The sequence below is a fragment of the Chitinophaga qingshengii genome (assembly GCF_014529935.1).
GTDB classification, from domain to species: Bacteria; Bacteroidota; Bacteroidia; order Chitinophagales; family Chitinophagaceae; genus Chitinophaga; species Chitinophaga qingshengii.
The window spans coordinates 678828-695500 of record NZ_JACVFC010000003.1; the positions used below are offsets into that span (position 1 = coordinate 678828).

10 protein-coding genes are annotated in these 16673 nt (G+C 50.0%); 4 read left to right on the plus strand and 6 right to left on the minus strand.

Annotation, left to right across the window (positions count from 1 at the left end; all coding sequences use genetic code 11):
* Positions 1–38 precede the first annotated feature (38 nt).
* The 4 genes from ICL07_RS22445 (at position 39) to ICL07_RS22460 (ending at position 6893) form a co-directional block, all read left to right on the plus strand.
* Positions 39–935 (plus strand): DUF6892 domain-containing protein, encoded by an 897-nt coding sequence (locus ICL07_RS22445; protein WP_188090289.1) that lies wholly within the window; start codon positions 39–41, stop codon positions 933–935.
* A gap of 44 nt (positions 936–979) precedes the next feature.
* Positions 980–1867 (plus strand): helix-turn-helix domain-containing protein, encoded by an 888-nt coding sequence (locus ICL07_RS22450; RefSeq protein WP_188090290.1) that lies wholly within the window; start codon positions 980–982, stop codon positions 1865–1867.
* An 81-nt stretch (positions 1868–1948) separates the two neighbouring features.
* Positions 1949–2965: an NADPH-dependent aldehyde reductase Ahr gene (ahr, locus tag ICL07_RS22455; protein ID WP_188090291.1), complete on the plus strand. Its 1017-nt coding sequence runs from the start codon at positions 1949–1951 to the stop codon at positions 2963–2965.
* Between the two features lie 55 nt (positions 2966–3020).
* A complete protein-coding gene (locus tag ICL07_RS22460; RefSeq protein WP_188090292.1) occupies positions 3021–6893 on the plus strand; it encodes a PAS domain-containing hybrid sensor histidine kinase/response regulator in 3873 nt (1290 codons plus the stop codon).
* Positions 6894–6896: 3 nt separating this feature from the next.
* On the opposite strand, the gene ICL07_RS22465 is transcribed toward ICL07_RS22460, so the two are convergent.
* The 6 genes from ICL07_RS22465 to ICL07_RS22490 form a co-directional block, all read right to left on the minus strand.
* The gene (locus ICL07_RS22465) at positions 6897–9146 is read right to left on the minus strand and encodes a DUF4838 domain-containing protein (RefSeq protein ID WP_188090293.1); all 2250 of its coding nucleotides are present in this window, start codon (positions 9144–9146) and stop codon (positions 6897–6899) included.
* A 20-nt stretch (positions 9147–9166) separates the two neighbouring features.
* Positions 9167–12040, minus strand: coding sequence for a tetratricopeptide repeat protein (locus ICL07_RS22470; protein ID WP_188090294.1), 2874 nt, complete (start codon positions 12038–12040; stop codon positions 9167–9169).
* A gap of 16 nt (positions 12041–12056) precedes the next feature.
* Positions 12057–13502: a glycosyltransferase family 2 protein gene (locus ICL07_RS22475; protein WP_223152057.1), complete on the minus strand. Its 1446-nt coding sequence runs from the start codon at positions 13500–13502 to the stop codon at positions 12057–12059.
* A 74-nt stretch (positions 13503–13576) separates the two neighbouring features.
* Positions 13577–15031 (minus strand): glycosyltransferase, encoded by a 1455-nt coding sequence (locus ICL07_RS22480; protein WP_188090296.1) that lies wholly within the window; start codon positions 15029–15031, stop codon positions 13577–13579.
* 7 nt (positions 15032–15038) lie between these two features.
* Complete coding sequence (locus ICL07_RS22485) at positions 15039–16184, minus strand: HEAT repeat domain-containing protein (protein WP_188090297.1); 1146 nt, start codon at positions 16182–16184, stop codon at positions 15039–15041.
* A gap of 38 nt (positions 16185–16222) precedes the next feature.
* Positions 16223–16600, minus strand: a complete 378-nt coding sequence (locus ICL07_RS22490; protein WP_188090298.1) for a response regulator — start codon at positions 16598–16600, stop codon at positions 16223–16225.
* Between the last annotated feature and the right edge of the window lie 73 nt (positions 16601–16673).

Consider the following 16673-nt stretch of genomic DNA (forward strand, 5'->3'; position numbering starts at 1 on the left):
ATATTCGTTCCTGTTTGTTATCAGGAACGAATATCACTATGCAGATAGAAATTACAGATACCCGCTTTGCCATCAACGGCGTTGAGATGCACTTCCCACTGGATATTCTACAATTAAAAACGTTGCTGGGAGAGCCGCGTCATGTCATTAAACAACATAACCAGATTTATACCTGGGATACGCTGGGTATGCTGGCCTATTCCAAAAAAGGCCGTGAAGCGGAAGGGCTCACCTTCGACCTCAGGGTCCGTGATTTCGATTTCTCTCCGGCTTCGCCGTTTACAGGGCAGTTGACCATCAAGGGAATGGACTACCAGGCTTATTTTCAGCAAAACCGTAAATCGGCCAGAAAGGCCAGCAAATGGGATGAAGGCGGTACGCTTACCGTCGGCAACATAGATGTTTGGGTAGATATGGAAGAAGGGGTGATGACAGATGTGGAACTGAGTCAACATACACCACCGGAGCCGAAAGTATATTCCGATAAATACAAGCATCAGCCCATTAGTGGTGAGAAAATCGAATTCGCGGATTTTAACTTCAAACTGGCCGTGATACAGGAGCTGTATGATAAAAACCTGCTGACGCCCGTATTCGACTTATATGAGTTTGTAAAGAATTACCAGGGCCGCGAAATAGATATCGAAGCAGAAGGATATGAATTTATTCCGGAAGTCACAGCCTATTTTGAAGCATTGGAAATCGACCGGAAGTTAGCCCCTCACGTCACTGAAATTTACCAGGATGGCGGTAACGACATCTATCTCCAGGTATTAAGGTTCTGGGATGGGGAAGACGATACCTTCAATATAAAGAATTTTGAAGATGTCAAACATTTTCCCAACCTGAAGCGGATGACCCTTTTTTATGCAGATAATATGGCGGAAATACAGGCACAGCTGGCAGAGAAGGGAATTACTGCAGAACCGCTGTAAATCATCCCCCTGGTTTTATCCTTTGATTTGTATAGTTTTGGAAGATGGCAAAACAGGAAACCATCGCAGCGTTTTACGATGACAGGGGCATCCTCCGTGAAGACGCCCGTATGTTTAATGTGTTTGAAAACGGCGATCACTGCACGGTACCGCATATCTATAACCGGCGCGACTACTATAAGGTATCCCTGTTACAGGGGAAAAGCCGGTTGAGCTGGCATGACCAGGAAATCGTGATAGACCGGCCGGCGCTGGTGTTTTTTAACCCGCTGACGCCTTTTGGATGGGAACCTGTTTCTGCCGCGCAACCCGGGTTCTTTTGTATGTTTCAAAAATCCTTTTTACAGGAGTTGCAACGCAACGAGAGCATACAAAATGCGCCGCTGTTCAAGCGGGGCAGCAGCCCGGTATTTTTCCTGGACCGCTCCCGGGAAAAGCGGGTCAGTGGAATCTTTCAACAGATGCTGGCAGAGGTGCGATCAGACTACATCTACAAATATGACCTGTTACGTAATTACCTGCAATTGCTCATACATGAGGCGCTGAAGATAACGCCCCATACCATCAGTATCCGGCATCAGAACGCGGCGGAACGTATTACCGCACATTTTTTTGAACGCATGGAACGGGAATTCCCCATCGATGCACCGGGGCGCTCGCTGGAGCTGAAGGCTGCCGGTGATTATGCAAAGGAACTGGCCGTGCATGTCAACCACCTGAATCACGCGGTACGCGAGGTTACCGGTAAATCCACCTCCGTCCATATTTCCGACCGCATACTGGCAGAAGCCACGGCGCTGCTACGGCATACCGATTGGCCGGTGGCTACCATCGCCCATAGCCTGGGTTTTGAAACCCCTAATTATTTCTATCACTTCTTCAAAAAACACACAGGACATCCCCCTGGACATATACGTTCTCATTCTCTTTGATTTTTATACTATTCTCTTTGATGTAAATAGTTCTGACGTTGCCCGCCGGTGTAATTTTACAACCTGAAAAAATGTTGTAATATGACGAAAGTTACCGGCTACGCGGCACCTGCGCCTCATGGAAGGCTAGAGAAATTTGAATATGAATTACCGGAGATAGGCCCGGAGCACATAGATATCCGGGTGGCTTACTGCGGACTTTGCCATTCAGACCTGAGCATGATCAATAATGACTGGGGCTTTTCACAGTATCCGCTGGTGCCGGGCCATGAAATAGTAGGAACAGTCATCAGAACAGGAGACCGTGTAAAAGGCATCCGGGTAGGCGATAAAGTAGGCCTCAGCTGGTTCTCCGAATCGTGTATGCATTGCCGTCATTGCCTGGAAGGTAACCAGCAATTATGCGGAGAGGCTGAACAGGTAGTGGTGGGCCGTCACGGCGGCTTTGCGGATGTGGTGCGCGGACATTGGTCCTGGGTAATTCCATTGCCGGAGAACATTGATATGGCGAAAGCCGGACCGCTGCTCTGTGCGGGGCTGACCGTCTTTAATCCACTCTTACTGGAAGGGGTAAAACCGACCGATTGTGTAGGCGTTATCGGTATTGGCGGCCTCGGTCATCTGGCGCTGCGTTTCCTCAAACACTGGGGTTGCGAGGTCGTAGCCTTTAGTTCCAATCCTTCCAAGTACGAGGAGATCCTGCAGATGGGCGCTTCCCGCGTGATAGATTCTACAGATGCTGCTGCACTACGTTCCGTACAAGGTCAGCTCGATTTTATCCTGAGTACGGCGAATGTATCGCTGGACTGGAATATTTTTCTCAGCTGCCTGGCGCCCAAAGGGAAATTTCATACGGTAGGCATCATTCCTGACCCTATTTCCGTTCCTGTTTTTGATATCATCGCCGGACAAAAATCTGTTGCCGGCAGCCCCGGTGGCGGTCCCGCTGTGATCCGGACCATGCTTGATTTCTGTGTGCGCCACAATATTTATCCAACCATAGAGGAGTTTCCGATGCACCAGGTGAACGAGGCCATCCGGCATCTGGAAACCGGACAAGCCCGGTACAGGATAGTGTTGAAGAACGATCAACGGTAGAAAGTCGGTGGTAATGTATTTAGTTTTCGTAAATTGAATGCATTAACCACCTACTATGTTAAACCAGTCTGCTTCTGCGAGTAAGGAGGAAATGGAATATTTCCGGAAGTTTTTTTTATTGTCCAACGATTTGTTCTGTCTGGTAAGCGGCGGCGGAACTTTTGAGCATATGAATCCCGCTTTCTCAAAAATACTCGGCTGGAAACCGGAGGAAATGGCGGGCCATCCTGTATTTGAGATTATCCATCCGGATGATGTAAACAGTTCTGCGGAACAACTGAAAGGGCTAAACGAAGGTAAAGACACGGTTAATTTTGTTAACCGGATGCGTAATACCAGGGGAGAATACATCTGGCTGCAATGGATGGCTTCTCCGGATGTGGCTACCGGCAACATCTTTGCCGTAGGCCGCGATATCTCGCAGGAGATGCGCCAGGAACTGCAGTTACAGGAAAGTGAACACCAGTTCAGGGTGTTTTTTAATAATTCCCGTGGGATGATGTGTATGCATGATCTGGATGGAAAACTGCTGGCGGTGAACAGGGCCAGCGCAGAAAGCCTCGGCTACCAACCGGAAGAAGTGATCGGCAGAACGCTCTGGGATATCGTACCAGCCTCTTTCTCAGAAGGAGTTTATGAATACCTGGACGCCATTAAAAAAGAAAAACAGGTCAACGGTATCATGCATACACGCCACCGGGATGGCAGCATCCGGATCTGGCTTTACAATAACGTACTCGAATATTCTATCGATGGAACGCCCTATGTAATCGCCAATGCATTGGATATAACGCTGAGGCATAAACTGGAAAAAGACCTGAAATGGACCACACAGATGCTGGAACAAACCAACAGCGTAGCCAGGATAGGTTTCTGGCACTTTGATGTGGCAAAGCAGGTTTCATATTGGTCGGAGGTGACCCGGCAAATCCATGAAGTATCAGCCGATTTCATACCTGAACTGGAGACAGCCCTCGATTTTTACAAAGGTGCCAACCGCACGGCGATGGAAAATGTGGTCAACAGAGGCATACAGTTTCATGAACCCTGGGATATCGAATTGGAAATTGTGACCGCTAAAGGGAGACAAATATGGATACGCTCTATCGGTAGCGCCGAAATACGCGATGGTCAATGTATACGGCTCTATGGTACTTTTCAGGACATAGACCGGCAAAAACGGCTGGAAGAAGAAATACAACGGGCCCGTAAACTCGTGGAAGACATCCTGCAATCGGCCAGTGATGTGAGTATTATCGCCACCGGGCTGGATGGGACCATCACCCTGTTCAATAAGGGCGCAGAAAATCTGCTGGGTTATACTTCCCGCGAAGTAGTCGGAAAACAAACGCCGGCAAACTTTCACGAACCGGGTGAACTGACGGAAAGGGCGGCCGCCATGGGCATAAATCCCGATCAGTTGTTTGCCGTAGCAGCCACCCGGCAACATAATGCGGCCCAACAGCAATGGACGTATATCCGTAAGGGTGGTTCGGCAGTGAATGTGTCACTGGTGATATCTCCCATTCGCAACATGGATAATGAGTTGACAGGTTACCTGCATATTGCCACGGATATCACCGATCAGAAAAAAGCAGAACAACTGCTGCTGGACGAAAAAGCCAAACTCTCCGCTTTCGTGAAACATACGCCGGCAGCGGTACTGATGCTGGATAAAAAACTCCGCGTAATCGCCTGCAGTAACGCATGGCGGGAAAACAACGATCTCCGTGATCAACCGGTGGAAGGCAAAATCATCTATGACGTGCTTCCCGGTATCCCCGATGAATTTAAACAGGTATATCATAATGCACTGAAAGGCAAAGGGGAGAAGAGCGGAGAATTTATCTGGAGACCCCAGGGCTGGACACATGATCAGCATATACATTGGGAAATAAGGTCCTGGTTCCACCACGACGGCGCAGCTGGCGGCGTTACCATTCTCACGGAAGATGTTACAACCCAGGCTTTACACCAGGAAGAACTGCAGCATGCCAAACAGCTGGCCGAACAGGCCAGTGTGGCCAAATCGGAATTCCTGGCCAATATGAGCCACGAAATCAGGACCCCGCTGAATGGTATCATCGGCTTTACTGACCTTGTACTGAAAACCCGCCTCAATGAGGTACAGCATCAATATCTCTCTATCGTCAATCAAAGTGCCGGCACACTGTTAAATATCATCAACGATATCCTCGATTTCTCCAAGATCGAAGCGGGTAAACTGGAACTGGACAATCAGCAACTGGACATCTTTGAAGTCAGCAGCCAGGTAAGCGATATGGTGAAATTCCAGGCCCAGAGCAAGGGGCTGGAAATGATCTACGATATTTCGCCGGAGCTGCCCCGCTTTATCCGGACGGATCAGCTGCGCCTGAAACAGATATTGGTCAACCTGCTTTCCAATGCGGTGAAGTTCACTGAAAAAGGGGAAGTAGGACTGAAGATCTATCCGGTTTCCGCTGCAGACGCCAACAACCGCCGTATGATCCGGTTTGAGGTATCCGATACCGGTATTGGCATCCGGGAGGAAAGACAGGCAAAAATTTTCGAAGCGTTTTCCCAGGAAGATATTTCTATTACCAAAAGATACGGTGGTACCGGATTGGGACTCACTATTTCCAATAAGCTGCTGGCGCTGATGAACAGCCGCCTGCAGCTGCAAAGTACGCCGGGAGAAGGCAGTACTTTCTTTTTTGAAATCAACCTGGAAACGGCTGACGGACCGCCGATCTCCTGGGCGAATATCGATTCCGTAAAAAAGATACTGGTAACGGATGATAATGAACACAACCGCACTATCCTGCAACAAATGCTGCTGCTGAAAGGCATTGAAACAGATATGGCCCGCAGCGGTTTTGAAGCGTTACAGCTGCTGATGGAAGGGAACACCTACGATGCCGTATTGATGGATTATCACATGCCGGTGATGGATGGACTGGAGACACTGCGTAAAATGCGCCAGATGGCCGATGAGCTGGGCACCTGGACGCCGGTAGTGTTGCTGTACAGTTCTTCCGACGATGAAACGGTACAACGGGTATGTGAGGAACTGAAAGTAGAACAACGACTGGTGAAGCCCGTCAAGATGCATGACCTGTATAATGCGCTGGCACACCTTTCACAGGCTGCTGCCGGTTATGATCAGTTGAATACGGCGCCGGACCAGCATCGTCAGTCGGAACGCACCTCCCTGAAGGTGTTGCTGGCGGAAGACAATAACATCAACATGCTGCTGATTAAAACCATTATCAGCCGTTCTGTACCGGCTGCTACTATCCTGGAAGCCAGAACCGGCCTGGAAGCGGTGGAGCTTTACGTGCAGCAACAGCCTGACCTGATATTTATGGATATACAGATGCCGGAAATGAACGGCTATGACGCCACCCGGCATATACGGGAACAGTTCCCCGGAAAACATACACCTGTCATTGCCCTTACCGCCGGTAATACCAAAGGTGAGCGGGAAAGATGCCTGGCCGCCGGTATGGACGATTTTTTGTCGAAACCCTTCGTGGAAGAGGATATCCTGAACCTGGTCAATAAATGGGGAAACAACGGTATGCCTGCATCATCACCTGTGGCCACAGGTATAAAACCGCTGGACCTCTCTGTATTAATGGGTTATCTGGGCAGTGAATCCAACCAGGACCCGCTGCTCCGGGAAACACTCACCCTGCTGCTGGAAGACTGTAAATCTGTGAGCAAAGAGCTGGCGACGGAAGATATGACGAAACATCCCAAAAGAATAGGGGAGATATGCCATAGTATGCGCAGCGTGACTACGTACGCCGGGTTGAGCGATCTGCAGCAAGCTATTGCAAATATCGATACAGCCGGGGTTACCACCGAACGCCTGGCAGTACTGGAAACGGAGCTGGATAAAGCCATCGTGGCTGTTCAGCTGGCGTTGGACAAGCTGCCGTAAAATTTATTGTACATATATTTCGTCACAGCAGATCGCGGGCCTTTTGGTTTCGGGCGCTTCCCGCCATACCGGGATCGCTGTCGGGCATACGCCGGTAAGCCTGATATAGCGTACAGGCTTACCGGTTAGCTTAAAGGACACCGGTGTCTGTTTAACTGCATAGTCTTCTGCGGATAATGGCGGAATCGTTTGTGTGCCGGCATCAGTAAAATGGGTGCCATCTTCAGACACCGCTATAGTAACGCTGGATGGATGAAAGATATAATGGCGGGCATCCTGTAAAAAATGAGTGGATACGCTGTTCACTGGTTTGCCGGCGCCCAGGTCAACCACGGCTACCAGGTCTTTACCATATAAATACAGCCAGTTCAGGCTGAAATCATTTCCCCCTTCCAGACCATCAGTGAGGGTTTGGGCGCCTTTACCCGGAAACTCCGGTGGCGGCGGATTTACCAGCGATACCCTGGCCCTGAAAGCGATACTGTTGACCCAGGGACGGGCAAACAGGTTATCCCATTCCTGCTGATAGGCTTCCGGACTGATACCACCTTCGGCCAGGGTGGTTACACCGGACTCTTTACACAGGGCGGTGAATTTTTTTACCCGCTCCGGCCAGCGCGGATTAACCGTATACGTATTCCCGTTAGCCACAAGATAACCATTGGGTTCTGTGCCAAAGAAACGTGACTGCTGAAGTACCGTATATTCCAGGGGTAACCGTGCCGTATACACGCGTTTTAATAACGCTGCTTGTCCTTCCACTGCTGCCTCGGCTTTATCTAACAGTTGGCTGTAACCATCGATCGCGATGGGTGATAAATAGTTGCTGTGGTTATTAACAGGGTTGCCGTAGATATCAAGCGGGGCGTGTGTCTGTTTAAGTGTGGCCGTCAGGGCATCCATATATTGCCGGATATTTTTGCCTGCCTTGCCATAATACCCATCCAGGAAATCGTTTTGCAGTTTGCTGGCATCTGTCTTTGGATTCCACAGGTATTTGGCTTGCACGTAGGCGTTAAATTCCGCCATATCGCTGTGCGTGTCGCCGCTACCCTGGGAGAACACGCCGCTTACTTTATGACCTGACATATATTGCAGGTTAGGCTGCAAATTGGCGTAGTCCGGAAACGGCGCCAGGTAGTTAGTAAATTGGGTGGTATAGTCCCACACAAACAAATGCGCAGTAACCGCACCCCAGGTATCCAGGTTTTTCCGGAAAGCCGCTGCAGAGGGGATAGTAGCCAAGGGCTCCTGCCGCAAAGCGTCAATAGAGCTGAGCATGATCACCACATTGGACGCAGGCTTGGTATGCAGGGGGGGCTTCGAGGAATACAGATAAGACAGTGTGGTGAATTGTTGCTGCGGAAACTGCGCAGCGACTTTGTTCACAAACCGTATCAATGAACCGGAGGGGCCGCCTTCTTCCGCATCTGTTTTACTACATTGGTCGCAAGTACAGTATCCACCGCCATCTTCCTGGGAAATGGACCAATACATGGCATCGGGATTGGCGGCGATGGCTTTACGCAGGGAGTCCACTACCAGGTGGTACACCGCTTCATTACTGAGACAAAGTTGTGTAGGTTGCCGTATACCTTTTACCTGTGCGAAGTATTCGGGATGGGCCGCAAACCAGGTACGCGGTGGCACCAGTTTAAAGAAGGAATGTCCCCACAGGCCCCACAGGTCTTCAAAGCGGTGCAGTTTGTGCCATTCCAGGTATTCGTTGTCAAATGCAGCAGGGTAGTAGGTTTCCCGGTACGTGAAAGCTGGTTCCTGTTGGTCGTGTAACTGCGCGGGTAAGCGAAGTTCTTTACTGACAGGCACTGTAGCGGGCGACTGGCTGTATTTGCGACAGCCGAAATATTGTTCCAGTAATGTATATACGCCATATACCACCCCTTTACCACTGCCGCCGATAATGTACAGGTCACGGGCATCGGTAGCCAGCATAAAGCCTTCCGGCTTTATTTTCCCGGTATTGATATTGGCGGCATGATCGGTACGCCCGATAAAAATGGCAGGCTGTGTTTTGTCCTTATAGGCGTTTTCTTTGATGATAGGAAGCGTTGCGCCGGACAGCTGCTGCACATAGCTTTTCAATACGTCTGCCGCATGTTGATCGTTTTTGCCGCCTTCTGTGGGCAGCACGATCACGTAATTGCTTTTGCCGCCGGATACCAGGGCGATATCGCCGGTGAGGGACTGGCAGCCATAGCCAAACAACGTCATCATGTATAGTAAGTATGTCATCTTCCTGCGCATAAAAGTGTTTAGAATTTTCGTTGTATCGTTACAAAGATATCATACTGGTTTTGAAATAAGGTAGGGCTCACTTTCTGGTTTATCCAGGTGCCATATAATCCCAGTGTGGTGCGGTACCGGAAGGTTTTCTGGTAACCGGCGCCTACGCTGCGGGTCAGCAATCCGGCCAGTTGAGGGAACTGTACCAGCCGGCTGCGGTCATCGGGTGAGGTTCCCAATGCTGCTACCAGCAGCAGGTAGTCCTGGTCACGGTTCATATAATACCGCGTAGTGAGATTAAACGAAGTATAAAAATGTGGCTGGTCGCTGATGAAGTAGGCGCGCAGGTTCACGTAAAAATCACTGAACCGGTTGGCGACAGATACAACCCCGGAATATATGTTCAGGCTGTCTGCCTTGAGGTAACGGCCGCCCAGCTCTGCTTCAAAACTTTTACCAAAGGTATGGAAGATAGAATAAGCCAGCCTGGCGGTAGGGAATACGGCAGAATTGGCATAACCGGCCAGGGCATACGAATAGGTACGGCGTGTATGCGTGTAGTATAGTTCCGCTTCTCCCATAACACCGGTACCTTCTTCGCGGCCGCCATAGTTGAGCCGCGCAGCATAGCTGCCCCGTTTCATAAAGTGACGGTACTCGGCCGTAGCGATGTTATACCAGCGGCTGGTGCCATAGTCGTAGCTGGATCGAAGGAAAAACAGGCCGAACTGGTTCTTCAGTGTTTTGCTGCGAAGATAATCGGCGTAGTCTGATGTTGTGGCAGTGTTGCTGCGTTTGAGCAGGGAATCAGCTGCCAGTGAAGCGGCGTTATAATCTTTTTTATTTTCCAGGGTTACCACCCGTTTCTCCAGGAAGGTTGCATTGTCCGGATAATAGCGAAGGCCCTGGTCTGCATAGGCCAGCGCACTGTCGTAATTACCTTTGCCATTGTATAGGTTGATGCTATAGAGGAGGGCTGCCGAGTCTTTCCGGTTGATACTGAGTACCTGCCGGAATACCTGTAGGGCGCTGTCGGGCTGCTGATTGCGCTGTGCGTCGATGCCGGCTGCCAGCAGATTGTCCGTATAGGCGTTACGGTATTTGAGCGTAAAAGGATACTGTTGCCGCAGGCTATCGAGGATATTGCCGGCGGCGGCGTATTGGTGTTGGGTACTCAGGATACCGGCTTTTTTAAAGAGCAGTTCCCGGTTATGCGGGTCCTGCTGTAATGCCTGGTCAATCCTGGCCAGGGCGCTATCCGGCTGTTGCATGGCGCTTTCTGCATTGATCAGGTACTGCAACGCCTCCGGCTGGTGCGGGTCCCGCGCCAGTACCGCCTGGAACTGTTCTTTGGCCTGTTCGTATTCTTCATGCTGCATCAGTATCCTGCCTGCGCTGAGGTGGATATCCTGGTATAATGCATGGTATTGTTCGTTGACAGGGTAACGTTGCAGCAGCGTTTCCATGATCGCGGAAGCGGCGTCATATTGGCCCATGTCTGCGAGGATATTGGCTTTCTTCAACAGGAGCCGGGCATTGTCCGGATGTTGTCGCAAGGCCTGGTCCAGCACGGTAACAGCCTGGGCGGGCTTCTTTTGTAACAGGTAAGTATTAGCCAGCAGGTCTGATGCGGTGGTATCCGCCGGCGCTATACGCAAGGCGCTTTCAAAGGCGGTCAGCGCTTCGGGATACTGTTGTTGTACAAGGTAGTCGCGCCCGCTGGCGATATATAACCGTACCAGGCGCTCTCGTTCGGTTGCGTTGCCGGGTTGCCGTTGCAGCAGTTTCTCCGCCAGCATAGCGGCTTCTGCAAATTTGCGATCACTTTCCAGCATATCGGCTTTCAAGCTCAGTAACCGGGTATCGTCCGGGTGACTTTTAAGTCCCGCGTTGATCCAGTTAAGGGCTTCCCGGTACGCGCCACGGGATACGCTCAAACCAATCAGTTTCTGCAATGCTTCCTGGTTACCCGGATTTTTCTCCAGTATACTCTGGTACAGGGCATAAGGGTCGGTGTTGGTATAATAGGCGGCTGCCTCCATGCGCAGTGGTACCTGCTGACTACGGGCTTTGGCGTCTGCCGGGAAACGTTTGGTAATAGCTTCCAGCTGACTGATCGCTTCAGGGTAGCGGTGCATTTCCTGCAACAGACTCAGTTTGCTCATCTGCAGCTCATAGGAACCAGGATGAGTGGCCAGTTCCGCTTCTACACGTTCCAGGGCGGCCCTGTAATTATTATCACGTATATCCATGCCCGTGAGTGCCTGCCTGGCTTCGGGGTTGGAAGGGTCTATCATCAGGGCTTTTTCATAGTTGCTGCGGGCCAGGCTGTTGTACCCGTTTTTACGGAAGTAGGCTCCCGCCAGCAGGAAATGGCCGGTGCTGGCTTTTTGCACGACGGTATCACTGCCGTATCTGTCCAGTAAGGAGTTGGCGTAATTGCTGCCCTGGTAAAATTTGCGGGCCTCGTCCATCACGCTTAGTTTTTTTAACATAAGATCCCGGTCGCCGTTGAAATATCCCAGCGCCATATCTGCATAACATTCTGCTTCTTCGTATTGTTGTTGAGCCAGCTCTACATTAATGGCGTACAGGTAAGCATCGCGGTAACGCGGCGCTGTAGTGAGTACCTGGCGGATGTACTTCCGGGCGCTGTCATATTGGTTGGTAAGCAGGTACAGCCTGCCGAGCAACAGCTGCTGGTCCACAAAATCAGGTTCAGTAGCCAGTGCCTGCCGGGAAAGCCGGATGGCTGCTGTGTATTGTTTCGCCCGGGTGGCTTTTACAGCGTCGTCGTAAAGTGCTTCGGCAGCTTTGCCTTTGCGCCCGGACTGTGCCATGGTCTGCAAAGTGGCTGCTGTAGCGAATGACAGGAAAACATATTTCAACACGGATGTCCTCATCTATAAAAAATTTGTACTAAGCGTTCGCGGTATTTTTTTTACCAAAGCCCTGCCGTTGCATATTACCCCAGGAATGTTTTTTGCCGGTCAGGAAGTAGTAATAACCCCTTAAGGCAAAAAAGACAATGAGCGGATGATAGAGCAGCGGCTCCAGGAAAGCCATCATGGCCAGCCCTATTACCTCCCTCCAGGTCTTATAATAATGATAGGTCATATGGTCCCACCAGATGGCCAGCGTGGTGATCATCACAGCATACAGATATACAAACAGCAACAGTACTATGGCATATTGCCAGTTAATCTGATGGGTAGCAATCAGGTAGATGTAAAACAGGATACCGGTAAACTCAATAATAGGCGCCAGGAACTCAAAAAGGAGATTGTAGGGCAATACCACCATGCCCAGTTGTTTGTACCGTGGATGGAAAAGTACCCTCCGGTGCATGGTGATGATCTCTGCCAAACCGCGTCCCCAGCGGGTACGTTGGCGGCTGAACACTTTCATCGTAGGTGGCCCTTCCGTCCAGCATTGGGAGGTAGGAATATAACGGACGGCATATTTCAGCTTATTGTCGATCATATAGGTGCACATGCGGGTCACGATGTCCATGTCTTCTGCGAAAGACTGACTGTCATAGCCGCCGGCTTTGATGGCAATTTCTTTATCGAACAGGCCCAGACCACCGGACACGTTGGGGACGCAGTTGATCAGGCTCCAACCCATTTTACCCAATACATAGGCCCGGATATATTCCATCTCCTGGAAACGGGGCAATAGTTGCCGGGGAGGCCGTACCCGGGTAATCACGCCTTCGTCCACATCGCAGGAATTAGCCAGCCGTAAAGTGGCGCCGGTGGCAATCACCCGCACACTGTCTTCCACAAAATGAATGTAACCACATTCCGGGCAAGGTTCTCCTATGGCTTTCACCCGCTGATGCTCTTCATCCATAAAGGGTTTGATCAGCCGTAATAGGGTATCTTTCTCCAGTATGCTGTCTACATCGGTACAAAGAAAATAGTCATAGCTGGCGGCATTGATGCCCGCATTGGAAGCATCTGCCTTGCTTTTACCATTGACTTTATCGATGACCAGCAATTTATCGTAAACATTATTGACGGATTTAAAGACCCGTTTAACAGGCTGGGACTTGATTCTTTCATTATAGGCAAAATCCACTTCCTGCAATTCAAACTCCTGTATCAGTTTTGCCAGCGTATCGTCTGTACTGCCGTCATTGATGATAATGACTTCATACTTGGGATACACCAGGGTCAACAGCGAGCGGACGTTGGAGATGATGGTCACGCCTTCGTTGTAGGCCGGCGCAATTACTGAGATACCCGGTGCCAGGGGGGAGTCCAGCATTTTCGTATAGTCGACATAGTTCTGGCTGCGTTGAAAGCGCCGGATACCGCGGAGCGATAACAAAGCCAGGGCTCCGTACATGAATAACATCATGCATCCATATACGAAAATGAAGCTCTCATAGAAATTTTTTAACCATTCCACTATAGCTGTAATTTAGATGCTGATCAATGTGCTGCCGGTGTACTGGAAGCCTGTTGCTGAAACCCGCGCCGCTGCATATTTCCCCAGGTACTTTTCCTGCCGGTGAGGAAATAAAAATATCCCCGCAAGGAAAAGAACACGATCAGCGGGTGATACAGGAACATCTCCATCAACGGTGTCATGCAGAGATACACTACCTCCCGCCAGCTCTTGTAATACCCGAAGGTGAGCTGGTCCCATAGTATGGAAAGGGTGGTGATCATCACTGAGTAGGTATATATAAATAATAACAACAATAAAGCAGTAGGCCAGTTGATGGCGCCGAGGATAGCACCGGTGATGTAGAAAATAATACCGGCGGCTTCCATAATCGGGGCCAGCAGTTCGAAGAAAAAGTTGTAGGGAAATATAATCATGCCCATACGGCCATAGCGCGGATGGAGGAACATACCAAAATGCGCATGCATCAACTGTGCCAGCCCTCTGGCCCAACGGGTGCGCTGGCGGCCGAAGATACGGACGGTCACGGGCGCTTCTGTCCAGCAAAGTGTACGGGGAATGTAACGGATGGCGTAATCTATTTTGTTGTCGCTGGCATAACGGCACATGCGCGTCATCAGCTCCATATCTTCTCCAAAGGAACTAAAATCATAGCCCCCGCAACGAATGGCGACTTCCTTGTCAAATAATCCCAGGCCGCCGGATACATTGGGTACACAATTGATCAGGCTCCAGCCCATTTTTCCCAATACAAAGGCACGGATATATTCTACTTCCTGGAAGCGGGGTAACAGCTGCTTCGGTGGCCGCATGCGGGTCATCACGCCCTGGTCAAACTCGCAGGAATTGGCAATGCGCAAAGTGGCGCCGGTGGCAATCACCCGTTTGTGCGGCTCCTGCATCACAGGTTTGATGAGCTCCATCAGGGTATGTTCGTGCAGGATACAGTCCACATCGGTACATACAAAATAGTCATAGGACGCGGCGTTGATACCGGCATTCACGGCATCCGCCTTGCTTTTGCCGTTTACTTTGTCGATGATCGTCAACAACGCATAGGCCGGATTGGTGGATTTATAAATTTTACGCACCGGCTGCGTAGGGATCTTCACGTTATAAGCGAAATCTACCGGTACCAGATCGAATGCTTCGATCAGTTGCTCCAGGCTGTTGTCGGTACTGCCATCATTGATGACAATGATTTCATAACGGGGATAGATCAACGTCATCAGGGAGCGGACGTTATAAATAATGGTCAGCCCTTCGTTGAAAGCCGGCGCGAGTACTGTAATACCCGGCGCCAACGGTGATTTTAGCAGGATATCTGCCTGCTGGGAGTCTTCTTTCCTGGCATAAGCCCGGACGGCGATCATGGAGAATAACGCCAACAGGGCATAGGTTGCCAGCAACACCGACCCATAAATAAAAATGCCGGTCTCGAATATTTTCCTGAATGTTTCCCAGAATGTACTATCCATCCGCTGATTAAAATTTGATTAACGGGTTCATACAATGTTTCAGGATCAGTTTATTCTCACGGGTAGCGGTATCTACCAGCTCGTTAATAAGATTACCCGCCGCCCACTGATTATTGATCAATGATTTGGCAGCATGTTTACGGATTTCAAAATCGGAAGAATGCAGGAATTCCTGCCGCAGAAACCCTATATGTTTCCCGGTACTGATACGACCCAGAGCCTTGAGTATTTCGATACGGCACTGGTGAGGCTGACTGTCATACATACCGACCAGCTTATCTTCCACGCTCTCTATCCGTAGCTTCCCCAAACAGTTAATAGCATTAGCCCGCAGGTAGTGGTCCCGGGTATCCAGGAGTTTTACCACCGCCGGTACCGCGCTCAACTGCTGGTAGTGTTCCACCAGCTTGAGACAGAAAGACACGATACTTTTATTGGAAGAATAAGTGATCCACTGTGCAAAATTGGGAATGGAAATACGGTCGGTGGTGGAAATAATGCGGAATAGCTCTACCTGGTCCCATTGCAGTAGCGGCTCGGTAGCCACGTCAAAAAATTTGAAGGGTTCGTTTTTACTGAGCTTAATATAGGCGTGCCGGGCCGTAGCGCGTAACTCACGGTTGCGGCTATTGGTCAACGGTAAAATAATGACGTCGGCAATGGGAATGTCCATATTGGTCAGCTCGCCAAGCGCCTGTATTTTATGGTCCCAGCGACTGGATTTCAACTTCCGGAGCGAATCCTTGTCCAGTCCCAGTTGCAGGTAAAGGCTGCGAAGTTGTACGCCCATGGCGCCCTGCACATTGTCCCGGTATTGCATCAGGCGTTGAATCAACACCTGCCGGGCCCATTTTTTTTCAAATATGGGTTTGTCAAAAACATCCAGGGGGATGGCAGCATCTACCGGCTCGTCGGTATACAGTGCCTCATTCATGAGGATATGCTCGGTGAGCAGGTCGTCAATCATAGGATGCAGGACTGCCAGTTTTTTATCCCGCCGGTAACTACGGTACCGGTTCAACAGGATGGAAATATAGGCGATGGCGGTGAGTGAAACCGCAATAACGGTAAAGGACACCGCTATTTGTATGACAAGCGGGGCATAACGGAACTGGTCCACGGTAGCCGAAACAAATGCCGGTAAGGTCATCATGGGAACAGGAAATGGTCAAAAAAGCAACTACAAAAATATTACTGGTACTGCATCAGCAGCCTTTTTACACGGATCAGCAACTCGCCGGGAATAACCGGCTTTTTAAGAAAATCATCTGCCCCCAGCTTAAAACCTTCCAGGATCATATCTTCATTACCGGCATTGGAAACAATGATAACGGCAATGGGTTTGCCTTCCTTGCGGTTCTTCACCCGGCTCAGGATTTCAAAGCCATTGGCGTATGGCATCATAATATCCGTAATAATCAGGTCGTAACCATAATTGGTCTCTTCCAGCTTGCGGATGGCCTCTTTTCCGTTAACAACGTGGTCCAGTTGATAAGCTTCTTTATGAAGTATGCGCTCAATAATTTTGGGCATAACTTCGTCATCTTCTATAACAAGTATCTTGTGCATATACGTGATTGGCGGTTAGTCATGGATGTTATGGTTCACTATGGTTACGGTAATAAAGATAGGAATTATAGGT